The sequence below is a fragment of the Campylobacter pinnipediorum subsp. pinnipediorum genome (genome assembly GCF_002021925.1).
GTDB lineage: Bacteria > Campylobacterota > Campylobacteria > Campylobacterales > Campylobacteraceae > Campylobacter_A > Campylobacter_A pinnipediorum.
Genome location: NZ_CP012546.1, coordinates 1,249,117 through 1,274,708, shown reverse-complemented (window position 1 = coordinate 1,274,708; position 25,592 = coordinate 1,249,117). Strand labels below are relative to the sequence as shown.

Sequence of the window (25,592 nt, the reverse complement as noted above, 5' to 3'; positions counted from 1 at the left end):
AAGGAGCATACGCGTGAGTGTTAAAAATAAAGCTGATGAAATTAGCACTATCATCAAAGAAAGAATTGAAAATTTTGAATTAAATATCGATGTTGAAGAGACAGGTAAGGTTATATCTGTTGCTGATGGTGTTGCAAATGTTTATGGACTTAAAAACATTATGGCTGGCGAGATGGTTGAGTTTGAAAGTGGTGAAAAAGGAATGGCACTTAACCTTGAAGAAAGCAGTGTTGGTATAGTTATACTTGGTAAAACAAATGCCATTTCAGAAGGAACTTCTGTAAAAAGATTAAAAAAACTACTTCGTGTTCCAGTTGGCGATGCTCTAATAGGTCGTGTTGTAAATGCGCTTGGTGAGCCTATAGATGCAAAAGGACCTATAGAAGCTACAGAAACTAGATTTGTTGAAGAAAAAGCTAAAGGAATTATGGCCAGAAAATCAGTTCACGAGCCTCTACAAACAGGTATAAAAGCTATTGACGCTCTTGTTCCGATAGGTCGCGGACAACGTGAATTAATAATTGGCGATAGACAAACCGGAAAAACAACTGTTGCGATAGATACTATAATAAACCAAAGAGGTCAAAATGTAGTATGTATATATGTTGCTATAGGTCAAAAACAATCAACAGTTGCACAAGTTGTAAAAAAACTTGAAGAATATGGTGCTATGGACTATACCATTGTTGTAAGTGCTGGTGCAAGCGATGCTGCTGCATTACAATATCTTGCTCCATATGCTGGTGTAACGATGGGTGAATATTTTAGAGATAACTCTCGTCATGCATTGATTATATATGATGATTTATCAAAACATGCTGTAGCATATCGTGAAATGTCTCTTATTTTACGTCGTCCTCCAGGTCGTGAAGCTTATCCGGGAGATGTATTTTACCTACACTCAAGATTGCTTGAAAGAGCTAGTAAGCTAAATGATGAGCTTGGTGCTGGTTCTTTAACAGCTTTACCTATCATAGAAACACAAGCTGGTGACGTTTCTGCCTATATACCAACAAACGTTATATCAATAACAGATGGTCAGATATTCCTAGAATCAGACTTGTTTAACTCAGGAATTCGTCCTGCGATTAACGTTGGTCTTTCTGTTTCAAGGGTCGGTGGTTCAGCACAGATAAAGGCTACTAAACAAGTTTCTGGAAATTTAAGACTAGACCTTGCTCAATACCGTGAGCTTCAAGCATTTGCTCAATTTGCAAGTGATCTTGATGAAAGCTCAAGAAAGCAACTAGAGCGTGGACAAAAAATGGTTGAAGTTTTAAAACAACCTCCTTATTCTCCACTTCCTGTTGAAAATCAAGTATTGATAATATTTGCTGGTTCTAAAGGATACCTTGATGATATAGAAACTTCAAGTGTTACAAAATTTGAAGCTGAATTATATCCTTATGTTGAAGCAAAATCACCAGAAGTTTTCGAGCAGATAAGAACAAAAAAAGCAATAGATAAAGAGCTAGAAGAGATTTTACATAAAGTAATTAAAGAGTTTAAAGCGACTTTTTCTTCTAATTAAGGCTAAAAAATGTCAAATTTAAAAGATATAAAAAGAAAGATTAAGAGTGTTCAAAATACTCAAAAGACTACTCGTGCTATGAAGCTTGTCTCTACTGCAAAACTTAGAAAAGCAGAAGAGGCAGCGAGAAAGTCTAGGGTTTATGCTCTTAAGATAAATGAGGTTTTATCAGAAATAGCATATAAGATAAACCAATATACATCAGTTGCAAATGAAAGTAATTTTTTCAATATTTCTAAGAAGGTTGAAAAAGTAGATATTATTTTTGTTACTGCAGATAAGGGATTGTGTGGCGGTTTTAATGTTCAGACTATTAAAAATGTAAAAAAATTAGTAGAAGAATATAAATCACAAAATGCAAAAGTTCGTTTGCGTGCTGTTGGTAAAAAAGGTATTGAGTTTTTCAATTTCCAAGGTGTTGAGTTGCTTAAGAAGCATGTAGGTGTAAGCTCATCTCCAACATACGAAAAATCTCAAGAAATAATACAAGATGCTATAAATGATTTTGTAAATGGAGAAACAGATAAAGTAATATTGGTTCACAATGGCTATAAAAATATGATTTCACAAGAGATAAAAATTACAGATATTGCACCAATAGAACCACCAAAAACACCGGATGTAAAGACAGATTCATTGATGGAATTTGAACCTGAAGATGACAGTTCAAAAATTTTAGATGAATTGCTTAAAAAATATTTTGAATACAATATGTATTTTTCGCTGGTTGACTCATTAGTCGCTGAACATAGTGCAAGAATGCAAGCTATGGACAATGCAACAAATAACGCTAAAGAAAGAGTTAAGCAGTTAAACCTAGCTTACAACAAAGCTAGACAAGAATCCATAACCACCGAACTTATTGAGATAATAAGTGGTGTTGAGTCAATGAAATAAGATAAGGAGTATAAATGAAGGGTATTATTAGTCAAGTAATGGGTCCCGTAGTAGACGTTGATTTTAATGACTATTTGCCAAAGATTAATGAAGCTATTGAAGTTTTCTTTGATGTTGAAGGCAAAAAAAATAGACTGGTTTTAGAAGTAGCTGCACACTTAGGAGATAATAGAGTTAGAACTATTGCGATGGATATGAGTGAAGGGCTTACAAGAGGCCTTGAGGCTACTGCATTAGGAACACCTATTAGCATACCAGTTGGTGAAAAGGTTTTGGGTAGAATTTTTAACGTTGTTGGTGATTTGATTGACGAAGGTGAAGATATTAAATTTGAAAATCATTGGTCTATCCATAGAGATCCGCCTCCATTTGAAGAACAAAGCACAAAAAGTGAAATTTTTGAAACAGGTATAAAAGTTGTTGACTTACTAGCTCCTTATGCAAAGGGAGGAAAAGTTGGCTTATTTGGTGGTGCTGGAGTTGGAAAAACAGTTATTATTATGGAACTTATTCACAATGTTGCGTTTAAACATAGTGGTTATTCTGTATTTGCTGGCGTTGGTGAAAGAACAAGAGAAGGTAATGACCTTTATCATGAAATGAAAGAGTCAAACGTATTGGATAAAGTTGCACTGTGCTATGGACAGATGAACGAACCACCAGGAGCAAGAAACCGTATAGCACTTACTGGTTTGACAATGGCTGAGTATTTTAGAGATGAAATGGGTCTTGATGTATTGATGTTTATAGATAATATATTCCGTTTTTCTCAATCAGGTGCAGAGATGTCAGCCTTACTTGGTCGTATCCCATCAGCGGTTGGTTATCAACCTACACTAGCGAGCGAAATGGGTAAATTCCAAGAAAGAATTACATCTACAAAAAAAGGTTCAATTACATCAGTTCAAGCTGTTTATGTTCCAGCTGATGACTTGACAGACCCAGCACCGGCAACTGTTTTTGCTCACCTTGATGCTACAACAGTTCTAAACCGTGCTATAGCTGAAAAAGGTATCTATCCAGCAGTTGATCCACTCGACTCAACATCTCGTATGCTAGACCCACAAATTCTTGGAGAAGAGCACTATAAAGTTGCTCGTGGTGTTCAAGCTGTGCTTCAAAAATATAAAGATTTGCAAGATATCATAGCTATATTAGGTATGGATGAACTTAGCGAAGAAGATAAATTAACAGTTGATAGAGCAAGAAAGATAGAGAGATTTTTATCTCAGCCATTCTTTGTTGCTGAAGTTTTCACAGGTAGTCCTGGAAAGTATGTTAGTCTTGAAGAAAGTATAGCTGGATTTAAAGGTATATTAGAAGGCAAATACGATGAGCTTCCAGAAGCGGCATTTTATATGGTTGGAAGTATAGAAGAGGCTATTGCTAAAGCTGAAAAACTTAAGTCTTAAGCCTAAAAAAGGAAGCATAAATGAATAAATTACATTTAGAAATAGTTACACCTCAAGGGCAAGTTTTTTCTGGCGATGTAAGTAGTGTTGTACTGCCTGGAAGCGATGGCGAATTTGGTGTTTTACCAAGTCATGCTTCCTTGGTTTCACTTCTTCAAGCAGGCATAATAGATATACAAGATTTGGATAACAAACACGATATAGTTGCCATAAACTGGGGTTATGCCAAGATAGATGAAGAAAAAGTAACTATACTTGCAGATGGTGCCGTTTATGTGTCAGGAAATAGCGAAAGCGATCTGTCTGATTCTTTGAATAAAGCTAAGGAGTTATTCAATAGTATAAGTAGCGACAAAAATGCATTTGCTACTACTATATCAAAAATGGAAAATATTGCGAGAAATAAATAATGGAATCTATGGATATTGTTTTAAACTATTTTTCTAAGAGTAGCTTTATAACCATATTTGTATTATCTTGGTTGTCTTTATATTTTATAATGAGTTTTACAATATTATTTTCTAGAATGACAGGACTTGGAGCATTGCAAAGAAAAGAACAAAATGCTCTTGAGTCTTTGTTAATGGGTGCTAAAAATTTACCAAGAGATTCTTTTTTTAAGAAATTTATTTCAAATGGCATAACAAAAGAAAAGCTACACATAGCTTTAAATTTAGCCGAAAGAAGATCAACTAGCGGTCTAGTATGGCTTGGAATTATTGCATCTACATCTCCATTTATAGGTCTTTTTGGAACGGTGGTATCTATTTTGGAAACATTTTCTAATTTAGGAAGTAGTGCCAATACATCTTTAAATGTTATCGCTCCAGCTATATCAGAAGCACTTATTGCTACAGGGGCTGGAATATTTGTCGCTATACCAGCGTATACTTTCAATCTTTTGATAAAAAGAAAAGCTTATGAGCTTATAGGTGTTTTACAACGTCAAGCCGATGTAATATTTGGTATAAAGGATGAAATTGGCTGATTTTAAATTTGATGATGACGTGCCAGAATTAAATATAACACCACTTGTTGATATTATGCTTGTACTACTAGCTATATTGATGGTTACTATGCCAACTATAGTTTATCAAGAAGATATCAACCTACCAACTGGTTCTAAGACAAAGTCATCAAATACTCTGCAAAAAGATTTGACTGTTTTTATAAATGAAAAACGTGAAATTAAAATAGAACAACACAAAATGTCCCTAAAAGAATTTCCAGATAATATATTATTAATCACTCAAAAGTATGATAAGAATTCACCAGTTTACATAAAAGCCGATAAAAATCTAAAATATGACGATGTAATGTTTGCATTAAAAACGCTTAAAAATTCCGGATTTATCAAAGTAGCGTTACAAACAAATTAAACAAATTGATGTTAAACTTTAATTTTCCCACAATAAGCTCTTTTCTGGTTTCACTTTGCTTGTATGCAAGTATTGTTGCTATTATTTTAATAAATATTTCAACTTTTACAGTTCCAATTAAAAAATACACAGACAAAAAAGATTCTTTTATGGATGTTATGATAGCAGAACAAGAGTTATCAACTGAGATAAAAGCACCAGAAAAGAAAGAAGAAAAAGAAATAACAAAAGAAGATCAACCTGAAAAGAAGCAAGAAGAAAAAGAAAAAACAAACACCACAAATAAACAAACAACACAGGCAGCACAAAAAGAAGAAGAGCAAGTTGTAGTTAGTGAAAAAAAACCTAGCTTAAAAGACTTATTTAAAGATATAGATACAAAAGAATTACAGCAAAAAGAGAAAAAAAGTACAAAAATACAAAGCAGAAAAAAAGATGAGAAAAAAAACTCAACAACAAAAACAAACAAAGCGACAAATATCATAGAAAGTTTAAAAATAGATGAAGTAGCAAAAACACCTGAAAGTCAAAGTACTGGAACATATGATCCATTACTAGGTGCTATACAAAATCAAATTGAAAGAGCTTGGAGAAGCTATAAGGCTGATTCTGATAATAAGGCTCTTATAAAAATTCTAATAGATGCTTATGGAAATTTTAATTATGAAATAATAAAGCTATCTTTTGATGATAATTTCAATAAAAAAGTAAGAGAATTCTTAAACAAATTAACCACAGAAAAATTTCCGCATTCAAACAACAATAGAAGTATATCTTTAAATTTATTTTTAGAAGATAAGCTGTAAAAGAAATTTATTATTTAAAATAAAAGACTAAAATATTATTATATTTTATCCTTACAAAAGGATATTTTTTATAGGATATAAAAAAATAAAATGGAGTATATATGAAGAAAATTATTTTAGCTTTACATATTATGTTAACATTTATGTTTGCTTCTGATGCGACAATATCTGTTATAAATCAAGGCATTGCATTGCCAAAAATAGCACTTCAAGATGCTAGTGAGAATATGCAAGATCTTAATTTAAAAGAGAAATTTTTTAAAATTATGCTTGGGGATTTAAAAGTTAGTGCTGATTTTGAAATTATTAAAAGTGAAAATATTGCCAACTTTGAAGGTGATGAATTAACAAATGTATTAAACGATGGAACTCAATTTATATTTAGATATGCCCTACAAGGTTCTATCGATTCTGATATAACACTCCAAACAAAACTTATAGACGCAAAAACAGGTTTAACTAAGTATCAAAAAAATTATCTTTTAAATGGTGAAAAATATCCATTTTTAGCTCACAAAAGTATAGTTGATTTAACAAAAGAGCTAAATTTACCATCTGTTGAATGGATGGAAAAATTTATAATTTTTTCAAAATATACATCAGCAAAAGAGAGCGATATAGTTGTGGCTGACTATACATTGACATATCAAAAAACAATAATAAGTGGTAAATTAAATATTTTTCCAAAATGGGGCAATAAAGAACAAAGCATATTTTACTACACTGGATATGTAAATAATAAACCTACGCTTTTTAGATACAATCTAACTAATGGAAATAAAACAAAAATAATTGATAGTAATGGTATGCTAATCGCTTCAGATGTTAGCAAGGATGGTCAAAAAATTTTACTAACAATGGCTCCACAAGATCAGCCAGATATTTATGTATATGATTTAAAAACCAAAAGCTTAAATCAAATAACAAATTATATCGGTATAGATGTAAATGGCAACTTTGTTGATAACGACAGCAGGATTGTTTTTGTATCTGATAGACTTGGTTATCCAAATATTTTTGCTACAGATGTATATACAAAAAGTGTTGAGCAAATGGTCTTTCATGGAAAAAATAACAATTCAGTAACTACTTATGGAAATTATATAGTTTATTCTAGTAGAGAAAATAGTAGTGATCCAAGTAATTCATTTAATATCTATATGATATCAACAAAAACAGACTTTATAAGACAACTAACAGCAAATGGAAAAAATAATTATCCTAGATTTTCAAGTGATGGTGAAAGTATAGTATTTATAAAACAAATTGGAAGCCAAAGTTCGCTAGGTGTTATTAGGATCAATGAAAATAAAAGTTTTCAATTTCCACTCAAAATAGGGAAAATTCAATCAATAGATTGGTAATATATTTTAAATTGTGATATAATATTAGAAATTTTAAACATAGAAAGGTATAAATTTATGAAAAATGTATTATTAACTGGTCTAGCTGTTGCAGGATTGCTATTTGTTGGATGTTCTCAAAAAACCCCTGAAGTAGATATGAGTGCTGATGTTATAGAACCATCAACTGCAGAGGAAGTTGTATACGAAATGAGTGAAGCTGATAAATTAAATGCTTTAATATCAAGCATACAATCAAAAGTTCAAAATATATATTTTGATTTTGACAAGTTTAATATTTCTGCTAACCAACAAGGAAAAGTTAGTTCAAATGCTGCTTTATTTAGTTATGAACAAGCAAGCAACTTATCTATAAAAGTTGAAGGAAACTGTGATGAGTGGGGAACAGATGAGTATAACTATGCACTTGGTTTAAAAAGAGCAAAAAGCACAAAAGATGCTTTAGTAAAAAATGGTGTTTCACCAGATAGAATATCAGTTGTAAGCTATGGTGAAAGCAATCCGGTTTGCACTAGCAAATCTAAATCTTGCGATGCTCAAAATAGACGTGTTGAATTTAAAGTTCTACCTTAATTTTTTAGTATTATGATAAAAAATATTTTTTCATTAGCGGTTATAAGTTCTATAGCCGCTGTTTCTTTCGCAGGTGAAGTTTCTGTATTTAATGCTGGAAATTTAGACACAGCAAACCCTTATGGATTAACAGAAAGTGAAAAAGAGGTTTTAAAAAATAAGCACAATGTTGCAACACTAGAATCAAATTTAAACACAAATCAAGAACAGATACAAGGTTTGCAAAGTATTGTTGAAAGCCTTAGTGCTAGAATTTATAAATTAGAGCAACGTCTTAACGACATTGATTCTAGAATGCTAGGCGATCTTAACTCTTCAAATACTTCATTTGCATCGTTAAAAGAGTATGTAGAAGAAACAAGAAAAATACAAGAAAAAAATTATACAAAGATAACAAAAACATTAAAACAATTAGGAGCTCTTATAGACAAAAAAGAGTCAGATACGAAGCAACAAAAAAAAGTAACTCCTAAACCAAAAAAAGACAATTTTTCTGGTAAAAATAATAATGATATATTCAAAAATGCAGTTAAATTATTTAACGAAAATAAACTAGATGATTCAAAAGAGCATTTTGAACACCTACTATCTAAAAATACAAAACTAGCTACTTCTAATTTCTACCTTGGCGAAATAGAATATAAAAATAAATTATATGCCAATGCTATAACATATTATCAAAAAAGTATAGAAATAGACGATAAGGCATCTTATCTACCAAAACTTTTATATCATACCGCTATAAGCTTTGATAAGGTTGGAGATACAAATAGTGCCAATAGATTCTATAAAGCTTTAAAAATAGGATATCCAGAAACAAAAGAAGCACAAGCATCTCCAGATAGAAAATAGTAAAAAAATAATTAAGCTTTTTTAGATATAATCTCAGGCATTATTAAAAATTTTAAGGAGATTATTGTGAACAAAGATCAAGTAATAACTATGTTTTACGAATTAAAAGATGCAAACACCGGTGAAGTATTAGAAACAAATATGGAAAATGGTGGGATTTCGTTTATGACTGGAAGAGGTCATATTATTCAAAATTTAGAAGATGAAATTTTAAAGCTTAAAGAAGGCGATAAAACTAGCATAACCATAAAAGCCGCTAATGCTTGCGGAGAATATGATAGCTCTGCAGTTCAAACATTACCAAAAGAGCAATTTGCTGGCATTGAGCTAAGAGAAGGCATGGAATTATTTGGACAAGGCGAAGATGGCTCAAATGTTAGAGTTATTGTAAAAGCAATAGGCGAAGATGAAGTAATGGTTGATTTTAACCATCCTTATGCTGGCAAAGATTTGCTTTTCAATGTAGAAATACTGGAAGTAAGAGATGCTAGTGAGGATGAGCTTGCTTCTGGAATGGTTGCTGGCGCACATAGTTGCGGTTGCGGTAGCCATGGAGAAAAAGAAGGTGGTTGCTGCGGGGGACATGGGCATCATCATGATCATAAAGAAGGCGGTTGTTGTGGAGGACATCATTAAAAATGTCTTTAAAATATGCTTTTATATTTGCTGGACAAGGTTCTCAAAATGTGGGAATGGGTAAAGATTTTTACCTAAATTTCCCGCAATCTAAAGATTTATTACATAAAGCTAGTCAGTCGTTAGATATTGATTTTGAGAAATTGCTTTTCACAGAAAACGAAGAATTAAATATTAGTGAGTTTACACAACCCGCAATAGTGTTAAACTCTTTAATGACTTATGAAGCACTAAAAACCAAGATAGAGCCTAGACAAGAATTTTCACTCGGACACTCTCTTGGTGAATTTAGTGCTTTATGTGTAAATGGTGCTTTTGATTTTGTAGATGGTATTAAAATCGTGAATTTAAGAGGCAAATTTATGCAAGAAGCTTGCGATGGTAAAGGTGCTGGTATGATGGTAATACTAGGGCTAGATGATCAAAAAGTGGAAGATATTTGCAAAGATGCATTGTCGAAAGGAAAGCAAGTGTATGCTGCTAACTATAATTGTGATGGGCAAATAGTAGTTGCTGGCATAAAAGATGACTTGGACTCACTTCAATCAACTTTTAAAGAAGCTGGTGCAAAAAAAACTATGCTTTTAAATATGTCAGTAGCTAGCCATTGTCCTATTTTAGAAAGTGCTAGCGATAAGCTATACGACAAACTCAAATTATATATAAAAGATTCTTTTTTGTCTGTTATTTCAAATGCGAATGCAAATTCATACACAGAAAAAACCAATGCCTTAGGGTTACTAAAACAACAACTAGTCTCACCTGTTTTATACAAACAAAGTATTAAAAATTTTGAAAATAATGTTGATTGTTTTATTGAAATAGGATCTAGTATACTAAAAGGAATGAATAAAAAAATCACAAATAAGCCAACATTAAGCATCACAGATGTAAAAAGCATGGATGAAGTGATTAATTTTTTGGAGGGTAAATGATAGCGATTCTTGGAGCAATGGAAGAAGAGATAACACCTATTTTAGAATCTCTTGAAACTTATGAAACTATATCGTATGCTGCAAATAAATTTTATATATCAAATTACAAAGGTAGAGATATAGTAGTGGCTTATTCTAAGATAGGCAAAGTAAACTCCACTATAACTGCTAGCATTATGATTGAAAAATTTAAAGCACAAAAGCTCATTTTTACAGGAGTTGCCGGTGCTTTAAGGGATGATTTAAAAATCGGTGATCTGTTTTATGCTACATCACTAGCGCAACACGACCTCGACATTACAGCTTTTGGACATCCAAATGGATATGTTCCTGGTATAGAAATTTTTACCAAAACAGATGATGGACTAAACGAGATAGCTAAAAAAGTTGCTAGCAATAAGTCTATAGATTTAAAAAGTGGAATTATAGCAACAGGCGATCAGTTTATATGTAAACAATCCATCAAAGACTGGATAAAAGATACATTTAAAGCGGACGTAGTTGAGATGGAGGGTGCAAGTGTTGCACAAGTTTGCAAACAGCTAAGTATTCCATTTTTTATGCTTAGAGCTATAAGTGATGAGGCTGGTGGTGGTGCTGAGTTTGATTTTGATGAATTTCTTAAAAGTTCAGCTAAACTTAGTGCTGAGTTTGTCTTAAGTATGGTTGAAGAATTATGATTGATATTAGCAAAAAACTATTATCAAAAGTTGGTAAAACTAATGCCAAGTATAAGATGATACAAAAAAATGATAGAATTTTGTTAGGTTTAAGTGGTGGCAAAGATAGCTTGGCTTTGGCTCATGTATTAAAACATATACAAAATGTTTCGCCAGATAAATTTGAGTTTAAGGCTGTAACTTTAAGCTATGGTATGGGCGAAAACTATGATTATCTAACCAAGCATTGCAATGAACATGGTATAGAACATGAAGTTATAGATAGCTCTATCTTTGAAATTTCTAAAGAAAAAATAAGACAAAACTCTAGTTTTTGTAGCTTTTTTTCAAGAATGAGAAGAGGATATCTGTATACATATGCACTAAATAATAATTTTAATAAATTAGCCATAGCTCATCATCTTGATGATGCTGCGGAAAGTTTTTTTATGAATTTTACATACAATGGTGCATTAAGAACTCTTGCCCCAAAATATAAAGCAAAAAATGGCATAGAAGTAATAAGACCTTTTATATTTGTTAGAGAAAGAGCTTTGAGAGAAAATGCCATAAGAAATAATCTAACAGTTGTAGGAGATGAGGCTTGTCCTGCTATGAGATTTGATGTTAAGATGCCACATGCAAGAGCTGAAACCAAAGCACTATTAGCAAGCTTAGAAAAAGAAAATCCAAAGCTTTTCTTGTCTTTAAAAGCTGCATTTGAAAATATACATACAGATACTTTTTTTAATTAATATCGTTTTTTATGATATATTTTTTAGTTTTTGTTGGGTTTTATTATTCTTTGAAGTTTTATTATATATCTTTAATTGTAATAAAATCCAATCATAAATAGAAAATATTATTATAATTTTAATGAAAATTTAAACTATTGATAATATATATAATATTAAAGTAATTAAAATTTTATAATTTAAAAGCTTGAAATATTATCAATTTATATAAATTTATAATTATATAAGATATAATAATTGTTTTTATTATAAATAATAATTATTGGATAATTACATGCATGATGGACTTTCTATATTAATAGTTTTAGCTTTTATAATTTTTTCATCACCTTATTTTTCTAGGTTGTTAAATATTTCGGTTGCTCCGATTGAGATATTACTTGGAAGTTTGGCGGGATATTTTGGTTTTATAGAACATAATGAAATTTTTGAAATGGTGAGCCATGTGGCTTTTTTGTTTTTGATGTTTTTAGCTGGTATGGAAATAGACTTAAGAGTTGTTTTAAGTGCAGATAAAAATACTATAAAAAAAGGACTTTTATATATTGTACTTCTTTATGTTCTTTCTAGTATTGTAACCTTTGCTTTAAATCTTAATAAAATTTTTATAATCATAATACCTATAATGAGTGTTGGTATGATTTTTACTCTTTTTAAAGAGTATGGCAAAGATGTTAAATGGCTAAATATAAGTATGTTGATAGGTTCTATTGGAGAGGTTGTGAGTATAGTTATATTAACTTTTACAGCTTCATTTTTGGAATTTGGTTCATCAAGTGAGTTTTGGTTTAGCATTATTTATTTGATTGGATTTTTACTTATTAGCTCTATTGGATATAAGTTATTGGTTGTTGTTTTTTGGTGGTATCCAAACTTAAAAGTGATATTTATGCCTCATTATGATAAAAACGAAAAAGATATAAGACTAAGCATAGCACTGTTTTTTGCAATGATAGCACTCATGATATATCTAAAACTTGAAATAGCATTTGGTGTTTTTATAGCAGGTATGTTTATAGCAACCTTTTTTGATCATAAAAAAGATTTGCCACATAAGCTTGGTAGTTTTGGATTTGGATTTTTGGTTCCTATATTTTTTGTTTATATAGGAACCACGCTAAAACTGAGTAATTTGCTTATAGGCTCAGTTGTTACATATGCCTTTTTTGTTGTTTTTTTAATGCTTATTTGTCGTATTGTTGCGAGTTTGGTATTTGTAAGAATATTAAGTTTTAAAGATATGATTTTGTATTCACTTTCTCAGTCTATGCCGCTTACGCTTTTAGTTGCATTTGCTACTATAGCACACAGCGCAGGTAATATAAGTGATGAAAATTACTCATCTTTTATACTTGCTAGCTTACTTCAGGCTATAATTATGCTTGTGTGTATAAAAATCATAGCCAACACAAAACAAAAAACAGAGAAAAAGGTTTTAGTATGAAAAATACAGCGACTCTTATTGACAACAGAAATGGTAAAAGTTATGAATTTGATATATTAAAAGGGACAAAAGGTCCTGATGTAATAGACATATCATCATTCTTTTCCAAAACAGGCATGTTTACTTTTGACCGTGGTTATACATCTACAGCTATGTGTCGTTCTAGTATAACTTATATAGATGGTTTAAAAGGTGAGTTGATGTATAGGGGCTATGACATAGCCTATCTTGCTAAAAATAAAACATTTTTAGATGTCGCTTATTTGCTTTTAAATAAAAAATTACCAACTAAAGATGAGTGCGATAACTTTAGGTATGAGCTTAAAAAAAGATCATATATACATGAAGGTATGATGAAAATTTTTGATGCTTTTCCAAGTAAAGCTCATCCTATGGCTATCTTACAAGCTTCTGTTTCAGCTCTTTCTGCTTTTTATGCTGATCATTTAAATATGGATAAACCAGAGGAGTATAGAGAGATGGCTATGAGAATAATAGCAAAAATACCAACTATTGCTGCTTTTAGTTATCGTTTTTCAAAAGGATATCCTATTATATATCCAAATTTAGACAGAGGATTTACTGAAAATTTTTTATATATGATGCGTGCTTATCCTTACGAACATGTTGATTTAAAACCTATTGAAATTAAGGCTTTAGATACTGTTTTTATGCTTCACGCAGATCACGAACAAAATGCCTCTACAACAACCGTTAGAACAGTTGGTTCAACCCATGCCCATCCATATGCATGTATATCAGCAGGAATAGGGGCATTGTGGGGTTGGGCTCATGGTGGTGCTAACGAAGGCGTTATAAGACAGCTAGAGGAGATAGGTAGTGTTGAAAATGTTGATAAGTATATCGCAAGAGCTAAAGATAAAAACGATCCTTTTAGGCTTATGGGATTTGGGCATAGAGTTTATAAGAATTTTGATCCTCGTGCCAAAGTTTTAAAGACAATGAGAGATGAACTTATAGATGAGATAGGTATAAACTCAGAACTTATAAAGGTAGCAAATAAAATAGAAGAGATAGTTTTAAGTGATGAGTATTTTGTTTCAAGAAACCTTTATCCAAATGTTGATTTTCATTCTGGGCTTATTCTAAAAGCACTTGGAATTCCAAATGATATGTTTGCTGTTATTTTTGTTATAGGAAGAACTCCTGGTTGGATAAGTCAGTGGATGGAGCTTAAAGAACAAGATACCATAAAGATAGTTAGACCAAGACAATTATACATAGGAGATACAGATAAAGCACCAATATGAGTTGCTTTGTTTAGCAAAGCAAGCGGCTATAAATGCTGGGGTTGAGATTTTAAGACACTATAATAATTTTAAAGTAAGTTTAAAAAAAGACAAATCTCCTGTAACAACAGCAGATATTGCCTCTAATAACATTATATTTAAAATACTTAAGCAAACAAAAATTCCTATTTGTTCGGAAGAGAAAATTTTAACAAACAACTCAGATACGTTTTGGCTTATAGACCCACTTGATGGAACAAGTGGTTTTATAGAAAAAAGTATTGAGTTTTGTGTTTGTATATCTTTAGTAAAAAACTTTACCCCAATACTTGGTGTGATATTTATACCAATGACAAATGAGCTTTTTTATGGTACTGAAAACGGTGCATTTAAAGAAAAATTAGACAATAATTATAAAGTTAATAGCGTAATCAATTTAAATGAAATTGTCTGTGATAAGGGTATTGTTTATGCTAGCCATAAGTCAGATGATATAAAACATAATTCTTTGGCGAATAAGCTCGGTTTTAGACCACAAAAACTTGGCTCGGCTATCAAGTTTTGTCGTTTGGCTGAAACTAGTGGTATTTATCTAAGAATGGGACCTAGTAGCATTTGGGATAATTGCGCTGGAGATGCTTTGATTAGATCTTGTGGTGGAATTATTATTGATGTTTATACAAAAGAGCCAATGACTTATGATGTTGCAAAATTAAAAAGTCCGTTTTTTATATGTATAAGCAAAGAATTTATAGATAAAAAAGATGAGATTTTAAGGTATGTTTTTGGGGTTTAAAATTTATAAAATTAAAAAATACAAGTAAAGATAAGAAAATTTAGGATATAATCGGACAATTTTCTTTAATAAAGTTAGGTTGTAAATATGAGTTTTATTGATATATTTTCTAAAATAAGAAAGACACAGCCAGACCCAAAAGAGGCTCCTAGCCATTGGGTTAAGTGTGATCATTGCGGTGCTCTTATGTATTATAAAGAGGTTCAATCTTCTTATAATGTTTGTCCAAAATGTAATTATCATATGAGATTAAATCCGCACGATAGAATAAATTTGATATGTGATGAAGATACATTTATTGAGTTTGACTCCAAGCTAAAACCAGTGGATCCGCTTAAATTTGTAGATAAAAAATCTTATAAAAAGCGAATATTAGAAGGCGAAGATAAAACCGGTCGTTTTAGCTCTGTGGTATCTGGAGAGGCTAAGTGTGGCGGTCATAATATACAGCTTGTGGTGTTTGATTTTTCTTTTATGGGTGGCTCTTTGGCATCAGTTGAAGGTGAAAAGATAGTTAGAGCTATAAAAAGAGCTTTAGAAAAAAAAGAACCACTTATCATAGTTAGTGCATCTGGTGGCGCTAGAATGCAAGAAAGTACATTTTCGCTAATGCAAATGTCAAAGACTTCTGCTGCTTTGAAGTTACTAGATGAGGCTAAAGTCCCATATATTTCCATATTAACAGATCCTACTATGGGTGGAGTTAGTGCATCTTTTGCTTGGCTTGGAGATATAATCATAGCAGAACCAGGAGCTCTTATAGGATTTGCTGGTCAAAGAGTTATTAAGCAAACTATAGGTGCTGATTTGCCAGAAGGCTTTCAAAGGGCTGAGTTTTTATTAGAACATGGTTTGATTGATGCAATAGTTCCTAGAAGTGAGCATAAAAAATATTTAAGCGATATAATAGATTTGCTTTGTAGGAATAATGAAATTTGAGATAATTAGAAGCATTAAAAATTAGGATATTTTGGTGGAAATTTCAGTTTTTAGTATACAAAAAAGTCGTTTTGGAAATTTTGAAGAAGAGATAGATTCTTATATTAAAATGTCATCAAAATATGCAAAAATAAATGATAATATAATTTTTAATGATAAAATTGCAAAAGCCCAAAGCATAGGACAAAAAGAGGCTTATAAGGCCTATGACGATATTTATTTATCAAACATGAGAGGTTTTTGTGTATCTCTTGATGAAAGAGGAAAGGAATTTACTAGCAAGGAATTTGCTAAGATTTTTGACCAAAATTCAGATATAAAATTTTTTATAGGCGGTGCTTATGGATTAAGCGAAGAGTTTAAGTCCAAGTCAAATTTAGTTATTAGATTAAGCAAGCTTACTATGGCTCATAAGATAGCAAAACTTGTTTTGTTTGAACAAATTTTTAGAGGTCTTTGTATAAAAGCAAATCACCCATATCATAAATAAGGAAATAGATGACTCAAAATGATTTAGATTGTTTTAAAAAAATGCTTGAAGATAGAAAATGGCAAATTAAAAAAAATATATCAGATGCTATTGAAGAGGTTCATGGTTTGCGTGGCAGTGGTGTTAGTGATGAGATGGATATAGCATCTATAAATACAGATGAATTAATAGAACAATCTATTTCTTTAAAACAAAAATTTGAGCTTGATGAAATAGATAGATCTTTGAGTAAGATTTTTAATAAAACATATGGTATATGCGAAATGTGCGAAGAAGATATTTCTATTGCTAGGCTAAAGGCTAAGCCTCATGCTAGGTATTGTATATCTTGTAGAGAGATGGTTGAAAAAACATCTACAAAATAAAGGAGTTTTGATTATGAAGACTAGATCATTTATTGTGTATTCTTTTATATATTTGTTGCTAGTTGCAGCTATAGTTTATGTTTTAAACAACGGCAATTATAGTATTAATGTATTTAGCTACAATCTTGAGTTGCCAATAGCAATTTGGTTTGTTTTGCCTGTAGCTTTATTTGCTGTATTAGCTGCATTGCATATATTTTATCACAGTATTGGGTTTTATAGATATAAACGTTTTATAAAAAGAGATACAAGTCTTTATAATGAGTTTGTTAAAGAGATATTTTTAGCACTACCTAGCAATAAAGAATTTAGAACAGAATTTCATAAAACTTCTTCAGCTGTAGCTAGAATATTATCTCCTTGGGGGTTGTATAAAAATATTGAGATTGATAATCCTGAGCTAGATACTGTTATAAAAAATGTAAAATCAGTAAAAGCTGGAGAAATAGTTGATCTTAAAAAATATAGACTTTCAAAAGATAATCCTTTGTTTATACAAAATGAACTAAATAAGATTGAAAAATTAAAAGATTATTATTTGGAAATTTTAAAACGAGATAGTTTTAATGACCTTATTGATGCAGCAGCTTTAAAGAAATTAATAGAATGCGGAAGTTTTGCTGATATAAGAAGATATATGCTAAATAGTAAAGAAACAGATTATATCGTAAATGTTCTTCAAAGATATGCTAATGATGATATAAATATGACATCAGATGAAATTTATGAAATTTTAAATAACCAAGGTATTAATCAAGAGCAATACCTAAAAGCAGCTATGATTTTAAAAAATAAGTTAAAACCAGAATCATATAAAAGCATGTTTGAAAAGATAAAGCATGATCATCAAAATGCTACAAAGGCATATTTGTATGTGCTTTATGAGCTTGTTTTATTAGATGAATTAAGAGAGTATTTACAAGGCACTGATTCTGATGATTTTGCTGATATAAAAATACTTTTATTCTTAAAAGAGAACAATAAAAATATTTCAAGCGAACTGTTTTTTAAATGATTGATTTTAGTAAAAAAGTATTATTTTTAGCTCCTTTAGCTGGCTTTTCTGACCTTCCATTAAGGGAGGTTGTTAAGCAATTTGGTTGCGATGTTACAGTTAGTGAGATGATAAGCTCTAATGCTTTGGTTTATGAAAACTCAAAAACATTAAGAATGATACAAAAATCACCATTAGAAGATCCGTATATAGTTCAAATAGCTGGGACTGATTTGGATGTGGTAAAAAAGGCTGTTGAAATTTTAAATAAAATTGATGGAATTGATGGAATTGATTTAAATTGCGGCTGTCCTGTGCCAAAAGTAGTAAGGCAAAAAAGTGGCTCAGCACTTTTGCAAGATCTTGATCATTTAAAAAAAGTTGTTGAAATCATTAAAAGCAGATCAAATAAAAAAACAACTAGTGTTAAAGTAAGACTTGGTTTTAATGAAAAAATCCCAGAAAAAATAGCAAAAGCTTGTGAAGAGGCTGGAGCTGATTATATAGCTATTCACGGAAGAACTAGAGCCGGTGGATATACTCAAGATGTAGATTATGAAGCCATAGCTAGAGCCAAAAGAAGTGTTAAAATTCCAGTTATAGCAAATGGCGACATTAGCTTTGATAACTACAAACAAGTACTAGATATAACGGATGCTGATGGGATTATGATAGGCAGAGCTAGTATTGGAAATCCTTGGATATTTTCACAGATAAAAAATGAAAATCAAGTATCAGACTCACTTAAGCGTGATATTATTTTGGCTCATTTTGATTCTATGCTTAAATACTATGGAGATCAAGGAACTGTGATTTTTAGAAAACATTTACATAGATATAGCAAAGGCATGGATGATGCAGCTTCTTTTAGAAATGAAATAAATAGAATACAACAAGCAGATTTAATTAAAAAAAGAATTGAAGAATTTTTCTAAGTTTTTATGCAAGGCTATATTTTACATACGCAAAAGGTAAAAGAAGAAGACCTTATTGTTTATATATTAACCGATAAATTTGTTGTAAAATCATATAGATTTTATGGGGCTAGACACTCTATTTTAGTAAATGGGTATAAAATAGATTTTGAACTCATAAGTAGTATGAATTTCTTACCCCATTTAAGAACCGTTTTGCATATGGGTTTTAAATGGCTACTTGATAGGGAAAAATTTATAGTTTGGCAGCAGTTTATGAGACTTTTGTATATGCATTTAAAAGATGTTGAAGAGATTGATGAAGTTTATTTTAATGAGATTGATTTTTGTGCAAAAAGGATGGATAAGCAAAACCCAAAGAGATTGATTTTGCAATCTTATGTTAAAATTTTAGAACACGAAGGTAGACTTCATAGTGAGTTTGAATGCTTTATATGCGATGAAGTTATAAACGATGATGTCTGTTTTGGTCGTAGTTTTTTGCCGGGACATAAAAATTGTTTAAATAAATTTTCTTTTGAGCTTAAAAAAATAGAATATCTTTTTGATAATAAAAGCACTTTAATGCTTGATGACCGAGATGTAAACGAACTTTATTCTATCTTGTTAGAAGGGTTTTAGCTCATACACTCCATTTTTTATCTTTGTAAAGATTTTTGCATTTTCTAAAAGCTTGAATGTCTGTAAAACTGTGGGTTTGCTTGTGTTTGTAGCTTTGCATATTTCATCTATTTTTAAATTTATAAAACCATGTTCGCCTATGTTTTGTATTAAAAATTCTATAATTTGTATTTTTTTCTCTCCATGAATTGCTGAAAAAATACCCTTTTCTATATCGTTCAAAATATCTCGCTTATTAATTTATTAAATTTTAAACGGTATTATAACAAATAAAAAAGGATTAAATTTGAAATTAATAAGTTGGAATGTTAATGGTCTTCGTGCAGTAGTGTCCAAAAATGCATTTGAGTGGTTGGATGAGTATAAGCCTGATTTTTTAGCACTTCAAGAAATAAAGGCAAAACAAGATGATATCCCAGCTCAAATGTATAATCTTGGTTTTAGTGAAATAAACTCAAACTCGGCTCAAAAAGCCGGTTATTCTGGGGTTATGAGCCTTAGTAAATTTCAAACAAGTTGTTTAAAATCTCAATTTTTTGATGATACTGAGGGTAGGGTTTTAGAACATAGATTCGGCGATATTGTTCTTTTTAATATATATTTTCCAAATGGTCAAAAAGATGATGAGAGATTAAACCACAAGATGGAATTTTATGCCGCATTTTTAAAGTATTGTAACGAAATTTTAGATAGCGGAAAGCATGTTATCTTTTGTGGTGATGTAAATACTGCACACCAAGAGATTGATCTTAAAAACCCAAAGGCAAATTCAAAAACTTCAGGATTTTTACCCATTGAAAGAGCTTGGATAGATGAGGTTTTGTCAAATGGCTTTATAGATACATTTAGGCATTTTAACCCCGATAAAATAGATGCTTATTCGTGGTGGAGTTATCGTTTTGGTGCTAGGGCTAAAAATGTAGGTTGGAGAATTGATTATTTTTTTGTATCACAAGGCTTGAAAGACAGACTTAAAAATGCTTTTATCCTAAGTGATATAACAGGAAGCGATCATTGTCCGGTCGGAATAGAAATAGATATTTAGGATATACTATGCGTAAAGAGTTTTTAAAAGATGCTAAAAAAATTGTTATTAAGATAGGCACTTCAACTCTTACAAATGAAAATGGCTCTTTGAACGAGAGTCTGATAAAAAATATAGTAGCCGATATTTGCAAGCTATGTGATGATAATAAGCAAATAATCATAGTAACATCTGGTGCAGTTGGTGCTGGTATGGGCATACTTAATATCTCTCAAAAACCAAAAAACATAAATCAAAAACAAGCACTTGCGGCTGTTGGTCAAGTGGCGCTTATGCATCTTTATGAGCGTATATTTTGGGCTTATTCAAAAAATATAGCACAGATTTTGCTTACTCGTGGCGATTTTGAGGATAGAAAGAGATATCTAAACGCTAGAAATGTGTGTGCGGCATTGCTTGAAAAAAATATCATACCTATCATAAATGAAAATGATACTGTTGTTGCAGATGAGTTAAAAGTAGGTGATAATGATACATTAAGTGCATTGGTAACCGGTCTTATTGATGCTGATTTGCTTATAATTTTAAGTGATATTGATGGTTTGTATGATAAAAATCCGAATTTATATAAAGATGCAAAGATTATAAATTTAGTAAAAAATATAGATGAAAATATTGAAAAAATGGCTGGAGATGAAGGTAGTAAATTTGGCACAGGCGGAATGAAAACAAAGATAAAATCAGCCAAAATGACTTCACAAATAGGCACTAATTTAATAATCGCAAATGGTAAAAAAGATAATGTTTTGTTAAATGTATTAAAAGATTCAAACGAGGGGACTTTGTTTTTGGCTAATGATAAAAAGGTTAGCTTGAAAAAACATTGGCTTGCTTATGGTGCAAAAAATAAAGGAGAGATAGTAATAGATAATGGAGCAAAACTTGCATTAAAATCTGGCAAAAGTTTACTTGCTGTTGGTGTTTTAGATGTTGTTGGTGATTTTTGCAGAGGAGAAATCGTTGAGATTTTAAACAATAAAGAGATTATAGCTCGTGGCATAAGTAATTATTCTTCAAAACAAATTTTATTAATAAAAGGCAAAAAGAGCGATGAAATAGAACAAATTTTAGCTTATAAATACGAAGATGATATAATGCATGCTGATAATATAGTTTTAGACAAAGGTTGAAAAATGAGCAAGATAGCAGATTTGGTTTCTTTGGCAAAAAATGCAAGTAAAGAGCTTTTGAGTTTAGAAGAAAATAAAAAAAATGAGATACTCAGAGCTGTTGCAAATGAGTTATTACTTAAAAAAGAGTTTATAAAAGAGGCAAATAAAAAAGATATAAAAAATGCAAAAGAAAGCTCATTAAGTGAAGCTTTGATAGATAGACTTACTCTTAATGATGAGCGTATACAAGGTATGGCAGAAAGTGTATTGCAAATAGCAAATCAAAAAAATCCAATAGGAAAAATACTAGACGGATTTAGACATCAAAATGGTATGCAAATAACACAGGTAAGTGTTCCTCTTGGTGTAGTAGCTATGATATATGAAAGCAGACCAAATGTCACTATAGACTCCGCAGCTATCGCACTAAAAACCCAAAATGCTCTTATTCTTCGCGGTTCGTCAAATGCTATAAATTCGAATTTATATTTATGCGAGCTTTTTTGTGAGATAGGTAAAAAATTTGGTCTTGCTGATGGGTTTTTGCAGATAATAGGCACTGACAAAAGTGAGCTTGATGAGCTTGTAAAACAAGATAAGCTTATAGATGTTTTGATACCTAGAGGGGGAGCTAAACTAAAAGAGTATATAAAAAAGAACTCAACTATACCGGTTATTCAAACAGGTGAGGGGCTTTGTCATATATATGTTGATAAGAGTGCTGATATAGATGAGGCTTTGCAAATTATCAAAAATGCCAAAACCCAAAGACCTAGCACTTGTAATTCGCTTGAGTGCTTAGTTTTACACGAAAGTATAGCTGAAAAGATATTGCTTATATTATTAAATTTACTTGAAAATGTTGAGTTTAGAATAGATGAAAAAATATTTGAAAATTTTCAAGGGTTTGATAATGTCAAAAAAGCCACAAGAGAGGATTTCTCTACTGAATTTTTGGATTTGATTTTATCTGTAAAAGTAGTGAAAGATATAGTTGAAGCTATCTCATACATAAATCAAAACTCAACACTTCATTCAGAAAGTATATTAAGCAAAGATTATGATAATATAAATAAATTTTTAAATCTGATAGATAGTGCTGTTGTGTATGCAAATTCTTCTACTAGATTTAGCGATGGTGGAGAGTTTGGTTTTGGATCTGAGATAGGCATTTCTACTCAAAAAATGCATGCCAGAGGACCTATGGGGCTTGAAGCGCTTACTTCAAAAAAATATGTAGTTTATGGTCATGGACAAATAAGGGAGCAGTTTTGAAAATAGGAATTATAGGTTTTGGAAATATGGGTAAAGCCATAACAGATGGTATAAAAAGCTCAAATTTTGTAAAGCCACAAGATATTTTTGTTTTTGATAAAAATGAAGATAAATTAGATGGATTAAAAGAGCTTGGTATAAATATATGTGATGATGAGTGCGGTGTTGCAAAGGTAGCTGATATCTTAATCCTAGCTGTTAAACCAAACTCTTATACTAAGTTGTTAGAAAAAATAAAGCCATTTTTTGATAAAAAGTCTATTTTGCTAAGTATAGCAGCTGGTATTACTATAGAAGATATTAAAGATATACTTGGTTTAGATACAAAAGTAGTAAGAGCTATGCCAAATACACCAGCTAGTGTTTTAAGATCTGTAACTGGTGTTTGTTTTGATGAAAATTGCAATGAAAATGATAAAAAAAATACGATAAAACTTCTTGAAAGTTTTGGTGTAGTTTATCAGATAAGCCAAGAACAAATGCATGCATTTGTAGGTATATCAGGTTCGCTTCCGGCTTATGTTTGTATGTTTGTAGATGCTTTGGCTGATGGTGCTGTATTTGAGGGGTTACCAAAAGATTTGGCTATAAAAATAGCAGCAGATGCAGTATCTTCAAGCGCATATATGATAAATAAAATAGGCATGCATCCATCTGTTTTAAAAGACAAAGTTTGTTCTCCTAGCGGCACCACAATAGAGGCCTTGAGATATTTAGAGAATAGTGGTTTTAGAGGTTTGGTTATAGATACTGTGATTTTAGCTTCAAAAAAATCAAAAAATATAAATAAATAGTGCTTTATTAATCTAATTTTTAAGACATTTGAATATAATAACGTAAAATTTTTTAAAAAAGGATATTTGATGAAAATAAAAAATAGTTTTTTAGCTGTTTGTACAGTTGCTTTATTTGCAGGTTGTGCTATAAATAATAGCAGTTCTTCTATGAACAACGATATGCAGGATAAGGTTGTTTCAAGTTACGATATGTATAGTGTTGCTGGTGTTTATAAGGCTGTCTTACCTTGCGCTTCTTGCGAAGCTATAGATACTACTTTAGTATTAAAAAATGATGGTAAATTCGAGTCTTTAATGGAGTATAAAGGCGGTGAACAATATACAGAAAAATCAAGCGGAACTTATAACGTAAAAGGTGATATTGTTACAGTTGTAAATAAATACAATAAAACAAGTATGTTTAGAGTGGATAATAAAAGTTTAAAAATGCTAGATGCTGAAGGTAAAGAAGTTACAGGACCTATGGCTAAGTTTTACGTGTTTAAAAAAATGTAAAAATAAATCAGTGGTTTTACCACTGATTTTATAAAACAATTATTATAAATCCCCAAATAAAGCTTTTAAATCTTTTGTCATAGTATTTGACTCTTGTGATTCAGAAGAACTTGCTCCAAGATCTCTTAATTCTATCTCATATCCGGTAAGCATACTTGCAAGCCTTATATTTATACCGCTTTTTCCTATAGCTTTACTTTTTTGTTCACTTACGAGAGAAACTATAGCTTTTTGTCCTTCTATTGTAACTGAATTAATTATCGCTGGACTCATAGCTCTTGTTATGAAAATAACAGGTTCGCTTGAATACTCAACTACATCAATATTTTCATTATTTAACTCTTTGCTTACAGCATTTATTCTAACACCTTTTGTTCCAACAGTAGCGCCAATTGGATCTATCATGGGAGATACTGATGAAAGCGCTACTTTAGCTCTTTCTCCCGGTATTCTTGCGCTATTTTGAATTATGATTCCACCATCGTTTATTTCCGGCACTTCAGCCTTTAAAAGAGCATCTAAAAATCTTGGAGATGTTCTGCTTAACTCAACTTTTATGCCTAAATTTTTATCAGCAAATACCTTTCTTATAACAGCTTTTACTACATTTCCTACCTTAAAGTTTTCGCCTTTTATTCTATTTTTTCTTGGTAAAATAGCTCTTAACTCTTCAATCTCGATAAAAGTATTTTCTTGTTCATCAACTCTTACAACAGTTCCAAAAACTATCTGTCCTTGCATTTGATTGTATTTTTCAAAAATTTTATCCTCAACAAGCCTTTGGATATGATACTCAAGCTCTTTATGCAATGTTTGTGCAGCTGTTCTTCCTAGATTATCAAGGCTTAGTTCATATGTTAGCTCATCGCCAACTTCAACACTATTGTCAATATTTCTTGCCTCTTTTAGGCTTATAAAATGTTCGTTGTCTTCTTCTAATCTCTCATCGTCATCATAAATAATTGTTGTTTTTTGATATAGTTTTATTGTTTTATTGGTATCTATGGCAACATCATACTCGTAGTTATGGCCATAAACATGTTTTGCTGTATTTATAAGAGCCCTTTTTACACGCTCCTTTACATCTTCTATATCCAAATTTTTTTCATTTGCTATTGATTCTATGATATCTGAAATTCTTTCCATTTTTTCTCCACTTGTAGTCATAAATGATAAATTCTAGGGAATTTAAAATTTTGAAGATTTGTGCTGATTATACAATTTTGTTACTAATA

General features: G+C 31.0%; 30 protein-coding genes. 28 read left to right on the top strand and 2 right to left on the bottom strand.

The annotated features are described in order from the left end of the window. Positions 1-13 precede the first annotated feature (13 nt). The 23 genes from atpA to recO all read left to right on the top strand — a co-directional run bounded on the left by atpA (position 14) and on the right by recO (position 19,633). Entirely contained in the window at positions 14-1,531 is a 1,518-nt protein-coding gene (atpA, locus tag CPIN17260_RS06635) for a F0F1 ATP synthase subunit alpha (RefSeq protein ID WP_069633429.1), read from the top strand. 9 nt (positions 1,532-1,540) lie between these two features. Then, the gene (atpG, locus tag CPIN17260_RS06630; protein ID WP_078440782.1) at positions 1,541-2,428 is read left to right on the top strand and encodes an ATP synthase F1 subunit gamma; all 888 of its coding nucleotides are present in this window, start codon (positions 1,541-1,543) and stop codon (positions 2,426-2,428) included. Positions 2,429-2,442: 14 nt separating this feature from the next. After that, positions 2,443-3,840 carry a F0F1 ATP synthase subunit beta gene (atpD, locus tag CPIN17260_RS06625; RefSeq protein WP_078423607.1) on the top strand — a complete coding sequence of 466 codons (1,398 nt, stop codon included), beginning with the start codon at positions 2,443-2,445 and terminating at the stop codon, positions 3,838-3,840. Positions 3,841-3,860: 20 nt separating this feature from the next. Next, a complete protein-coding gene (gene atpC, locus CPIN17260_RS06620; protein WP_069632501.1) occupies positions 3,861-4,250 on the top strand; it encodes an ATP synthase F1 subunit epsilon in 390 nt (129 codons plus the stop codon). Then, positions 4,250-4,828, top strand: coding sequence for a MotA/TolQ/ExbB proton channel family protein (locus tag CPIN17260_RS06615; RefSeq protein ID WP_069632502.1), 579 nt, complete (start codon positions 4,250-4,252; stop codon positions 4,826-4,828). Before atpC ends, CPIN17260_RS06615 begins: the two co-directional genes overlap by 1 nt. Next, the gene (locus CPIN17260_RS06610; protein ID WP_078387915.1) at positions 4,815-5,219 is read left to right on the top strand and encodes a biopolymer transporter ExbD; all 405 of its coding nucleotides are present in this window, start codon (positions 4,815-4,817) and stop codon (positions 5,217-5,219) included. Before CPIN17260_RS06615 ends, CPIN17260_RS06610 begins: the two co-directional genes overlap by 14 nt. Positions 5,220-5,368: 149 nt before the next feature. Further along, positions 5,369-6,025 (top strand): TonB C-terminal domain-containing protein, encoded by a 657-nt coding sequence (locus CPIN17260_RS06605; protein WP_226996925.1) that lies wholly within the window; start codon positions 5,369-5,371, stop codon positions 6,023-6,025. A 101-nt stretch (positions 6,026-6,126) separates the two neighbouring features. Beyond that, on the top strand, positions 6,127-7,389 hold the full coding sequence (gene tolB, locus CPIN17260_RS06600; RefSeq protein WP_069636285.1) for a Tol-Pal system protein TolB: 1,263 nt from the start codon (positions 6,127-6,129) through the stop codon (positions 7,387-7,389). 57 nt (positions 7,390-7,446) lie between these two features. Next, complete coding sequence (locus tag CPIN17260_RS06595; RefSeq protein WP_078406142.1) at positions 7,447-7,962, top strand: OmpA family protein; 516 nt, start codon at positions 7,447-7,449, stop codon at positions 7,960-7,962. Between the two features lie 12 nt (positions 7,963-7,974). After that, on the top strand, positions 7,975-8,814 hold the full coding sequence (locus CPIN17260_RS06590; RefSeq protein ID WP_078397691.1) for a tetratricopeptide repeat protein: 840 nt from the start codon (positions 7,975-7,977) through the stop codon (positions 8,812-8,814). A gap of 66 nt (positions 8,815-8,880) precedes the next feature. Beyond that, entirely contained in the window at positions 8,881-9,450 is a 570-nt protein-coding gene (locus CPIN17260_RS06585) for an FKBP-type peptidyl-prolyl cis-trans isomerase (RefSeq protein WP_078440781.1), read from the top strand. Between the two features lie 2 nt (positions 9,451-9,452). Further along, positions 9,453-10,385, top strand: coding sequence for an ACP S-malonyltransferase (fabD, locus tag CPIN17260_RS06580; protein WP_078440780.1), 933 nt, complete (start codon positions 9,453-9,455; stop codon positions 10,383-10,385). Next, a complete protein-coding gene (locus CPIN17260_RS06575; protein WP_078440779.1) occupies positions 10,382-11,065 on the top strand; it encodes a 5'-methylthioadenosine/adenosylhomocysteine nucleosidase in 684 nt (227 codons plus the stop codon). Before fabD ends, CPIN17260_RS06575 begins: the two co-directional genes overlap by 4 nt. Then, positions 11,062-11,799, top strand: a complete 738-nt coding sequence (locus CPIN17260_RS06570) for a tRNA 2-thiocytidine biosynthesis TtcA family protein (protein WP_069632510.1) — start codon at positions 11,062-11,064, stop codon at positions 11,797-11,799. The genes CPIN17260_RS06575 and CPIN17260_RS06570 overlap by 4 nt, the downstream gene beginning before the upstream one ends. A 274-nt stretch (positions 11,800-12,073) precedes the next feature. Further along, positions 12,074-13,243 carry a cation:proton antiporter gene (locus tag CPIN17260_RS06565; protein WP_069632511.1) on the top strand — a complete coding sequence of 390 codons (1,170 nt, stop codon included), beginning with the start codon at positions 12,074-12,076 and terminating at the stop codon, positions 13,241-13,243. After that, on the top strand, positions 13,240-14,514 hold the full coding sequence (locus CPIN17260_RS06560; protein ID WP_078440778.1) for a citrate synthase: 1,275 nt from the start codon (positions 13,240-13,242) through the stop codon (positions 14,512-14,514). Before CPIN17260_RS06565 ends, CPIN17260_RS06560 begins: the two co-directional genes overlap by 4 nt. A 1-nt stretch (position 14,515) precedes the next feature. Continuing rightward, positions 14,516-15,289 (top strand): 3'(2'),5'-bisphosphate nucleotidase CysQ family protein, encoded by a 774-nt coding sequence (locus CPIN17260_RS06555; RefSeq protein WP_226996924.1) that lies wholly within the window; start codon positions 14,516-14,518, stop codon positions 15,287-15,289. Positions 15,290-15,376: 87 nt separating this feature from the next. Beyond that, on the top strand, positions 15,377-16,228 hold the full coding sequence (gene accD / locus CPIN17260_RS06550) for an acetyl-CoA carboxylase, carboxyltransferase subunit beta (protein WP_078397687.1): 852 nt from the start codon (positions 15,377-15,379) through the stop codon (positions 16,226-16,228). A 34-nt stretch (positions 16,229-16,262) separates the two neighbouring features. Next, positions 16,263-16,718: a 23S rRNA (pseudouridine(1915)-N(3))-methyltransferase RlmH gene (locus CPIN17260_RS06545; RefSeq protein ID WP_069632515.1), complete on the top strand. Its 456-nt coding sequence runs from the start codon at positions 16,263-16,265 to the stop codon at positions 16,716-16,718. An 8-nt stretch (positions 16,719-16,726) separates the two neighbouring features. Next, positions 16,727-17,083 carry an RNA polymerase-binding protein DksA gene (gene dksA / locus CPIN17260_RS06540; protein ID WP_069632516.1) on the top strand — a complete coding sequence of 119 codons (357 nt, stop codon included), beginning with the start codon at positions 16,727-16,729 and terminating at the stop codon, positions 17,081-17,083. A 13-nt stretch (positions 17,084-17,096) separates the two neighbouring features. Then, entirely contained in the window at positions 17,097-18,098 is a 1,002-nt protein-coding gene (locus CPIN17260_RS06535) for a Frag1/DRAM/Sfk1 family protein (protein ID WP_069632517.1), read from the top strand. Further along, a complete protein-coding gene (locus CPIN17260_RS06530) occupies positions 18,095-19,012 on the top strand; it encodes a tRNA dihydrouridine synthase (RefSeq protein WP_078440776.1) in 918 nt (305 codons plus the stop codon). Before CPIN17260_RS06535 ends, CPIN17260_RS06530 begins: the two co-directional genes overlap by 4 nt. A gap of 6 nt (positions 19,013-19,018) precedes the next feature. Continuing rightward, positions 19,019-19,633 carry a recombination protein RecO gene (recO, locus tag CPIN17260_RS06525; RefSeq protein WP_078440775.1) on the top strand — a complete coding sequence of 205 codons (615 nt, stop codon included), beginning with the start codon at positions 19,019-19,021 and terminating at the stop codon, positions 19,631-19,633. On the opposite strand, the gene CPIN17260_RS06520 is transcribed toward recO, so the two are convergent. Beyond that, a complete protein-coding gene (locus tag CPIN17260_RS06520; RefSeq protein ID WP_078440774.1) occupies positions 19,619-19,855 on the bottom strand; it encodes a replication/maintenance protein RepL in 237 nt (78 codons plus the stop codon). The two genes, recO and CPIN17260_RS06520, sit on opposite strands and share 15 nt — an antisense overlap. A 64-nt stretch (positions 19,856-19,919) precedes the next feature. On the opposite strand from CPIN17260_RS06520, the gene CPIN17260_RS06515 reads away from it, so the two are divergent. From CPIN17260_RS06515 to CPIN17260_RS06495, 5 genes are all read left to right on the top strand, one after another. Beyond that, positions 19,920-20,678, top strand: coding sequence for an exodeoxyribonuclease III (locus CPIN17260_RS06515; RefSeq protein ID WP_069632521.1), 759 nt, complete (start codon positions 19,920-19,922; stop codon positions 20,676-20,678). Positions 20,679-20,686: 8 nt separating this feature from the next. Then, complete coding sequence (gene proB / locus CPIN17260_RS06510) at positions 20,687-21,808, top strand: glutamate 5-kinase (RefSeq protein WP_069636271.1); 1,122 nt, start codon at positions 20,687-20,689, stop codon at positions 21,806-21,808. A 3-nt stretch (positions 21,809-21,811) separates the two neighbouring features. After that, positions 21,812-23,065: a glutamate-5-semialdehyde dehydrogenase gene (locus CPIN17260_RS06505; RefSeq protein ID WP_078440773.1), complete on the top strand. Its 1,254-nt coding sequence runs from the start codon at positions 21,812-21,814 to the stop codon at positions 23,063-23,065. Continuing rightward, positions 23,062-23,859: a pyrroline-5-carboxylate reductase gene (gene proC, locus CPIN17260_RS06500; protein WP_078440772.1), complete on the top strand. Its 798-nt coding sequence runs from the start codon at positions 23,062-23,064 to the stop codon at positions 23,857-23,859. Before CPIN17260_RS06505 ends, proC begins: the two co-directional genes overlap by 4 nt. Before the next feature lie 69 nt (positions 23,860-23,928). Continuing rightward, the gene (locus CPIN17260_RS06495) at positions 23,929-24,357 is read left to right on the top strand and encodes a copper resistance protein NlpE (RefSeq protein ID WP_078387904.1); all 429 of its coding nucleotides are present in this window, start codon (positions 23,929-23,931) and stop codon (positions 24,355-24,357) included. 42 nt (positions 24,358-24,399) lie between these two features. Here the strand turns inward: CPIN17260_RS06495 and nusA are convergent, their stop codons facing one another. Next, a complete protein-coding gene (gene nusA / locus CPIN17260_RS06490) occupies positions 24,400-25,503 on the bottom strand; it encodes a transcription termination factor NusA (protein WP_078387903.1) in 1,104 nt (367 codons plus the stop codon). Positions 25,504-25,592: the final 89 nt, after the last annotated feature.